Annotated in this window: 8 protein-coding genes; 2 read left to right on the top strand and 6 right to left on the bottom strand. The window is 37.7% G+C overall.

Features of this window, described 5'->3' with window-relative positions; translation table 11 throughout:
• Nucleotides 1-26: 26 nt before the first annotated feature.
• From EUI_RS0107725 to EUI_RS0107710, 4 genes are all read right to left on the bottom strand, one after another.
• Nucleotides 27-947 carry an RluA family pseudouridine synthase gene (locus tag EUI_RS0107725; RefSeq protein WP_010017253.1) on the bottom strand — a complete coding sequence of 307 codons (921 nt, stop codon included), beginning with the start codon at nt 945-947 and terminating at the stop codon, nt 27-29.
• Between the two features lie 39 nt (nt 948-986).
• Nucleotides 987-1457, bottom strand: coding sequence for a MerR family transcriptional regulator (locus EUI_RS0107720; protein ID WP_010017252.1), 471 nt, complete (start codon nt 1455-1457; stop codon nt 987-989).
• Nucleotides 1458-1495: 38 nt separating this feature from the next.
• Nucleotides 1496-2563: a glycosyltransferase gene (locus EUI_RS0107715; RefSeq protein WP_010017251.1), complete on the bottom strand. Its 1068-nt coding sequence runs from the start codon at nt 2561-2563 to the stop codon at nt 1496-1498.
• Between the two features lie 97 nt (nt 2564-2660).
• Entirely contained in the window at nt 2661-4871 is a 2211-nt protein-coding gene (locus EUI_RS0107710; RefSeq protein ID WP_010017250.1) for an LTA synthase family protein, read from the bottom strand.
• A 49-nt stretch (nt 4872-4920) separates the two neighbouring features.
• Here EUI_RS0107710 and EUI_RS0107705 point away from each other — a divergent pair, with 49 nt between their 5' ends.
• On the top strand, nt 4921-5364 hold the full coding sequence (locus EUI_RS0107705; protein WP_010017249.1) for a GNAT family N-acetyltransferase: 444 nt from the start codon (nt 4921-4923) through the stop codon (nt 5362-5364).
• Nucleotide 5365: 1 nt separating this feature from the next.
• Here the strand turns inward: EUI_RS0107705 and EUI_RS0107700 are convergent, their stop codons facing one another.
• Both EUI_RS0107700 and EUI_RS0107695 read right to left on the bottom strand, forming a co-directional pair.
• The gene (locus EUI_RS0107700) at nt 5366-6157 is read right to left on the bottom strand and encodes a DUF6681 family protein (protein ID WP_010017248.1); all 792 of its coding nucleotides are present in this window, start codon (nt 6155-6157) and stop codon (nt 5366-5368) included.
• A complete protein-coding gene (locus tag EUI_RS0107695) occupies nt 6157-6585 on the bottom strand; it encodes a hypothetical protein (protein WP_010017246.1) in 429 nt (142 codons plus the stop codon). Before EUI_RS0107695 ends, EUI_RS0107700 begins: the two co-directional genes overlap by 1 nt.
• A 271-nt stretch (nt 6586-6856) precedes the next feature.
• Here EUI_RS0107695 and EUI_RS0107690 point away from each other — a divergent pair, with 271 nt between their 5' ends.
• On the top strand, nt 6857-7630 hold the full coding sequence (locus tag EUI_RS0107690) for a TIGR01457 family HAD-type hydrolase (RefSeq protein ID WP_010017245.1): 774 nt from the start codon (nt 6857-6859) through the stop codon (nt 7628-7630).
• Nucleotides 7631-7659 lie beyond the last annotated feature (29 nt).

Here is a 7659-nt window from a genome sequence, read left to right as displayed (position 1 = left end):
CATCTCATCATGTGTGAGATGTTTTTTTATTGTATTAAAAGTTGCCGTGGAAAATCTGCTGGTACCGGTACACTAACTATTTTTGTGTCCCCATCGAATGGTATCGTGAGTTCAATTGATGTTGCATGCAACATCATACGTACAGTTCCCACTGTACTGCCATACAATGAATCACCAATGATTGGGTGCCCAATAGCTGCCAGATGAACACGAATTTGATGCATACGACCCGTTTCTAATTGTAAACGTAACAGCGTTTTTTGAAATACCGTATGTACCTGCGTCCAATGTGTTATTGCTAATTGTTCATCATTGCCATTGACCATACGTTTTCGATCATCATCCAAATCTACACCAATCGGCGCATTAATTGTCCCGGAATTACCAGTCATTTTACCATTGACCCATGCCAAGTAAGTACGTTTAATTTTTTTGTCAGCTAACATTCGGTTCAATATTGGGACAATAATAGGATTTTTAGCTACAATAACAGCTCCCGATGTCTCACGATCAAGACGATGAACCATATATGGCCTTGCCGCAACACCAGCACTGACAAGACGTCTCTCACTGAAATCGGCAGCCAAATAATTTAATAATGTATCATTTTCTGTTAGTGAATGTGGATGCATTTTCATACCCGCAGGCTTATTTACAATAACGAAATCTTCTGATTCAAAAACGATCATAACACGCTGCGCACCATTTGGTGGATAATGTGATTCGCTCGTCCGAAAATCCTCCTGATCAAACCGTAAAATTAATTTATCGTTGATTTGTAATTCATAGTTGGTGGGTACTTCGTTACCATTGACGAGATAGTTTTTTTTAATTCGTAACGCACCACGGATCCGCTGTGGCAACAGCCACATTTTCAATGTTTGTTTAATGGACTGACCCGCATTTTGGTTAGTTATTATGAACTGATGTGTCCAAGTCGTTGTCATAATTGCTATGCTCCTTAACTGACATTATCATTTTCAATTTTATGACTGTGCATTTTTATCAGACACATTCACAAGCTTATACTTGACTTTCCCCCCGTCAATAGAAGCATAAAGTAATTGCGTCTCATCCTCATCAAAAAACCCAAGATTAACAACAAACCCATCTTCATACTTTTCGACGCCTTGAAAGGCTTTTTTCATAATATGTTGCATAACTGATACAGTCTCAAGTTGCTCATTAGCCGCTAAAATGGCCTCATGTAATGATTCACCGTCATCAAGATGTTGTTTGATGATCGATACCTTAATGTAAGCTCGAAACCCATATAAACGCGTTTCTTGACAATCATTCCGTTTAATTGCCGAAACATAACCTTGTTTTTCCCAATAACGTAATTGCCGAGTAGATACATTTGTCATACGTGCTAATTCACCAATTCGAAATTGTAAATTATCAAATGATGGTTTTTTGAATTTTCTCAAGTGTGTAGGGATCGATTCTGAACTCATGCGTATGCGCCTCTATGCATTATTATATTCTTGTTAACTTAGTTGTCAAATTTTTGGTTAAATAATGTTTCCCATTGTGATAATATGGGCGTAATTTTAAAATTTTCTACACGTTGTAGACTCTTATCAGAATACGACTGACGAATTTTTTCGTCAAGAAGAATAGGCTCAATTGCTGTATACAAAGCTACCACATCAGCAGTAGGTGTCAAAATACCGTAATCACCTTCGCGCAATACTTCAGCTGACCCTGTGTTTCTCATGGCAGCAACCGGTAATCCAAAACTCATAGCTTCAACTAGGACTAATGGTAGCCCTTCCCAGCGCGAAGTTTGTACAAATAGGCTCGCATTTTGATAATGCGCCCGCAAATCATCATCTTTCAACGCACCGCGGTAAATAATTTTATCGGTCGCTTGATAGGTTGCCACTAATTGTTTAAATACTAACATATCCTCTGGCAATCCACTGCCAGCAATTGCTAATTTCCAATCCTCAGGTAACTTTGAAGCTAGCTGCACGGCAAAATCAATTCCTTTATGTTGAATAGCAATTCGAGCTGTAAAAGCAATGATATGCTTTTTTAAATCAGCATGTCCATTGGGCGTAATAGTCAATGGATTCCAAATTTTAACTGTTGTATTATATTCTGAAAATCCAGCCAAATCAGATTCCGTTAATGCAACAATAACATCTAAGGCACGTAAACCCGCATCAAACTCTTGCCGCATAGCTGCATAATACTGCGTTTGATACGTATGAACATTATTATGCATCCAACCGATTAGTTTGGTATTTGGTAAACTTAACCGTGCCGCAAAGCTGGATAACAACCCACCAGCTAAAATAACAACATCAAAATGACTAGCAACTGCTTCAAACTCTTTTATTTGTTGATCAAAACGTTCAAATGGCTGCGCATCATTATCTAATATCCGAGGCGTTTTCCCGATGATCAGTGGTGCTTCTAAGTCATAAAAAGGTTCAGTATCTGAAAAGCTATAATATGTCACCGAATGTCGTGTGCTCAATGCATTCCCAACTACTGTTGTGGCGCGCTTCATGCCACCTAATCCAATATTTTCTAACGCAATCAAAATTTCCATCTTAATACACCTCCAAATGACATTTAATCTATTGTAACAAAAAATGCCAACTTGCGGGCAGCTCTGTTAGCAGCAACCCTAAGTTGACAAATTATCACTATTCTATCTGACTCCAGTCATCCGCATTACGTGGTAACAAACGTGTCGAATCAGTTTTTTCGTCATTTGCTTCCGGTGCGTCTGTTACATATTTGCTTAATGTTGATTGATTCCCGTTTTTAGCAAATAAGCTAGTTGATGATTTCCCTAAAACAACGTTTTGTTTCTTTAGACGGCTAATTGTTGCACGTTTACTGTAATCAAATTGACTCACTTCAACTTCCTTAAACGCCTTTGGTTTATAAAAACGTAATAAGTTTTTCTGATTAAGATTATCTGACATCGCTAATTTTTCGTTCACACCCGATTGAATATGATCGAATGTTTTCTGTAATGTGGGACTAGGTTTTGTAATGATTTCATTTGTCTTCACGTCCCAATAACGATCGGATAAGCTCGCGTAATCACTTGTTATCCAGTCTTTATTACGAAATGCAACAACATCTGAGTGTTGTTTACTCAACAAATCTTGTCCAAACTGTATATAACGTTGTGTGCTAACACCTAACAAATGTTCAACTGTTGGCGCAACATCGATTTCACCGCCATATTGATGGTCAATATACCCTTTCTTCATCCCAGGTATATGCACCATAAATGGCACACGCTGTAAGTCAGCATTATCTAGATCGTTCCATTCACTCTCGTCTTTTCCTAAAATAGGCGCCAAATACTTAGCATCTGTATTAGAAATACCATAATGATCCCCATATAAAACGACCATCGTATTATCGTACAAGCCAGAAGCTTTGAGATAATTAAAAAATTCTTTCACCGATTGATCTAAATAATGATTAGTCACAAAATAATTATCAACTATTTTCGAGCCACTATTAGTCGTAACAAAATTTGGATCACGATCTTCCCTGTCTAACGTATATGGTGTATGGTTAGTCACGGTCAGGTATTTTGCATAAAATGGCTGCTGCAAATTTTCTAAATAAGGCACTGACTCCTTAAACAATAATTTGTCTTTCAATCCCCACGTTGTGGCCTTTTGACCAGTAAGATCAAAGTAATCGCCAGACACCCAGTTTTGATAACCCATATGTTTGTAGACATTATTACGATTCCAAAAAGTCCCCAAATTACCATGAAATACTGCACTCGAGTAGTCAGCTCGTTGACCTAGAATTGCTGGCATTGCTTGAAATGTTTGATCATTACCTAGTTTTGAGAATAACGATCCTTGTGGTAACCCAAAAGTAGATGTTTCCAACATATTTTCAGCATCCGACGTTTTTCCCTGGCCGACCTCATGAAAAAAATTATCAAACGCAATGGTACTGTTGCTATGATAAATACTATTTAAAAATGGTGTCACTTCTTGACCATTAATCTTACGGTCAATTGACATTTGCTGGAAACTCTCCAGATGAATGACAATCACATTTTTTCCTTTTGCTTTGCCATAAAATTCTGGATTTATATTAGCATAATGTTTCTGAATATAATTCTTAACTTGTGTAAACTCTTCCGGTGTAGCGCTTTTACGTACTTGTCCTGTTTGATACGTGTTAATGCCATCATAAATCATAAATGGCCCAAGTCCGAGATATTTAACCATGTATTCTCGATCAAATTGTCTCGTTAAAAGCTGTGGTCGATCAATATCTGCCACCAAAAGATTAGTCGTTAAAATAAAAAATCCAATTGTCAAAATTTTAAATGGTTTAAAACGAGGTAATAATTCGTTATCAAAACGTATTTTACGTGCTAAAAATAAAGCAATCAGTATGACAATGTCAATCCAAAATAAAAAATCATGAATTCCAAAAGCTATAGCGCCCGCAGCTTTCCCACCTTGATTAACTGTATTATAGCCAAGCATTGTATTAACTGACATGAAATCTGAAAACTCTCTGAAGTAAATAACATTAAGATACAACAACAATGTCATCACTGCATCGAGTACAATGAGTGCGCCATAATACAATTGCTTAGGCTTGATAAAAAGTGTCAGACTAAACAGCACAATTGTAAATCCCACCGGATTCAGTAACATGAGTACGACTTGAATTGGATCTTGCACATGTAACCACTCAAAATCAGCACCATAAGCTAAAATTGTCTTTAATGTTAAGGCTACAATGACCCATGTGAAAATTCCCAGCCGTGTATTTAATTGGCGTATCCAATTTTTAGGTGAAAGAACGTTACTGTAGAAACGCTTCAAAGTTTTTTTTACTCGGTTTTCCATAACTTCCATTATACCAATATCCTATACATCTTGTGTTAAATCTTGTTATAATATTAATATGACAATAGAAATTAAACATCAATTAGGGCTTGGCGTAATCCATGATGATGCCCTCAATATAAGAACCACTGTTTTCGTTGGAGAACAAGGTGTATCACTCGCTGATGAAATGGACAACCGACTAGCAGAGGAAAAAGCCTTGCATATCGTTGCTTACGTTAATGGCCAACCCGCAGCCACTGCACGTGTCATAGAAGAAAATACGGGTATTTGGCATGTCCAACGTGTCGCAACATTGTACGCTATGCGTGGTCAGGGCCTTGGTTCACAACTATTTGACTACATTGAAAATCTTGCCCCTATTTACCATATTCATACGCTAGACCTCGGTGCTCAAATACAAGCTAGAAAATTTTACGATCGATTAAATTTCCACACATATGGTTCTGAATTTTCTGACGCAGGCATAACTCATATCGGTATGAAAAAAGAATTGAAGTAATTCAATTCTTTTTTTCGTAAGCTACCTCTACTTGAATTTTGTATGCTCTTTCAGTATTAGTTAATTCTGTACGTGTCGCAGTATGACCAACACCACCAACAACTAGCACTGCAGATAGCGCCAAACGATAATTGTTCAGTGCTTGTTTCGTTGGTGTCATACCTACCATAACTAACGTTCCGAGATCATGCGCTTGCAGTTGATTCACACCACCTAGAATCTTGGTTGTATCATTCATAACCACCATATCAAAATATGGTAATGGTGTACCTGGATGGTTAGCAAACACAACATCTCGTTGCGCAATAATTTGTCGCTGTGCCTGTTCTCCAAGATGGCCGTAATCATGATTCATTAAACCTAACTGATCCAACTCTGTTGCTAATAATGTAATATTTTCTTGTTGCACTGTGTCACTTTCAACAACACCAGTCATAATATTTTGGCGTTGATATATACCATTGGCTGGTATCATAGTCGCCTGTTTAGTTGTTTCTTCATCAACATGTGGTCCACCAAGTATTTTTTCAATATGTGGTGAAACATCCCATTTAAAAGTAGATTTTGTAAAATAATATATTATATTTAGCACCACAAAATACAACAAAAAAACAAAAAAAGCAGCTATCAATGATCCTCGTAACCAACGACCGTTAGCAAAAAAGCGATAAGCTAAATAAACTAAGTACCAAACACCAACAGCACTGACTGCGGTATAAATGCGCCCTTTTATTTTGGAGCTAGTTGTAAAATAGCCTAAATAATGATTAATTAAATCAAGAATTGTAAACATTATTGGCCTCCCCCCGGAACATTATTTGCACGCGAACTTGCTTCAGATGTTGCTGCTGATGGCGCACTAGATCCTGATACCGAACTTGAAGAACTAGCAGGTGCGTCACTACTGGATATGCTGGGTGCTGTACTACTACTATCTGCAGAGGTATTCGCTGTACTACTTGTCGTCTGCTTAGGAGATTCATCTTCTTTACCAGAAGATTCATCATTACTGTTAGATGTTGTTTTACTAGTGGTCAAATCTGAATTACTAATTGACGTAGACGATGACGGGCTTATACTACTTTGACGTGGTGCAGTTTGTCCACCCTCACTTGTTCCCGTTGCCACATTGACAGCTATGTTCCCCGCACTGATAGCCACTATAAGCGATACAATAGCCGATGGTGTTAAAAAAGGTGGTGTTCTATATTTTTTAGACATGGTTTTCCCCAAATTATGTTAGATCTAGTAAAGTTGATACAGCTTTCATCACTCTATTCTACCTTTTTCAGTAATGAGTTGCACCAATTTATCCCTATATGCAACGAAAACCCGCAACTGCTTGCGGGCGGACATGTTTTATAAAATATTTTAGGGAGATTTTATGTTTAGGGAGATTGAGATTGGAGAGAAGTCCGTTGATTCGTTGTTTGATATCAACACTAGTTGATGTATATAATATAATTGACTCAAATTAAATGGAGATTAAACTATGACACGCTATAAAACTTATTTCATTGACCTCGATGGCACGATATATCAAGGTAAAACTAAGTATCCTTCAGGTAGGCGTTTTATTGAACGTTTACGAGACGCCAAAATTCCTTATCTATTTGTCACAAACAACTCAACCAAGAATCCCATCGATGTAGCGAAAAATTTAACGATCAACCATGATATTCCCACATCACCCGATCAAGTATACACAAGTGCTATGGCAACTGCTGATTATTTGTCACTACACATGCCCTTAAGCACTAAAATTTATGTCATTGGTGAAATTGGCCTAGTCGAAGCATTAACAAACGCCGGGTTCACAATTGTAACTGATGCGTCTGCAAGCGCCGTAGTAGTTGGTTTAGACCACCATGTCACCTATCAAAAATTAGCAATAGCAACCGAAGCAATTCAATCTGGTGCCAAATTTATTGCGACTAATGTTGATACAAATTTGCCAACAGAACATGGTTTGATGCCTGGTGCTGGTGCAATAATAGCTGCTGTTCAAACAGCGACACAGACAAATCCGTTAGTTATTGCAAAACCCGAATCCCCAATTATGACTGGTGCGCTGCAACGTATGTCCGTCAAAAAAGCAGATGTTATTATGGTTGGTGACAATTACAACACGGACATTTTAGCAGGTATTAACAACAATATTGATACGTTACTGGTTTATTCTGGTGTGTCAACGCCTGATCAAATTAAACAAGTACAAAAAAAACCAACACATGAAGTCCTGTCTCTCGACGATTGGACAATATAAAAACGCTTGTTTCTACGTGAAACAAGTCG

Source organism: Leuconostoc gelidum subsp. gelidum KCTC 3527, assembly GCF_000166715.1.
GTDB classification, from domain to species: domain Bacteria; phylum Bacillota; class Bacilli; order Lactobacillales; family Lactobacillaceae; genus Leuconostoc; species Leuconostoc gelidum.
Note: the sequence above shows the minus strand (reverse complement) of the source record. Positions and strands in the feature narration are given on the sequence as shown.

Excerpts from the sequence above, each read along its gene's own strand:
- EUI_RS0107725 (WP_010017253.1), bottom strand. The coding sequence starts at position 947 with ATGACAACGACTTGGACACATCAGTTCATAATAACTAACCAAAATGCG.
- EUI_RS0107720 (WP_010017252.1), bottom strand. The coding sequence starts at position 1,457 with ATGAGTTCAGAATCGATCCCTACACACTTGAGAAAATTCAAAAAACCA.
- EUI_RS0107715 (WP_010017251.1), bottom strand. The coding sequence starts at position 2,563 with ATGGAAATTTTGATTGCGTTAGAAAATATTGGATTAGGTGGCATGAAG.
- EUI_RS0107710 (WP_010017250.1), bottom strand. The coding sequence starts at position 4,871 with ATGGAAGTTATGGAAAACCGAGTAAAAAAAACTTTGAAGCGTTTCTAC.
- EUI_RS0107705 (WP_010017249.1), top strand. The coding sequence starts at position 4,921 with ATGACAATAGAAATTAAACATCAATTAGGGCTTGGCGTAATCCATGAT.
- EUI_RS0107700 (WP_010017248.1), bottom strand. The coding sequence starts at position 6,157 with ATGTTTACAATTCTTGATTTAATTAATCATTATTTAGGCTATTTTACA.
- EUI_RS0107695 (WP_010017246.1), bottom strand. The coding sequence starts at position 6,585 with ATGTCTAAAAAATATAGAACACCACCTTTTTTAACACCATCGGCTATT.
- EUI_RS0107690 (WP_010017245.1), top strand. The coding sequence starts at position 6,857 with ATGACACGCTATAAAACTTATTTCATTGACCTCGATGGCACGATATAT.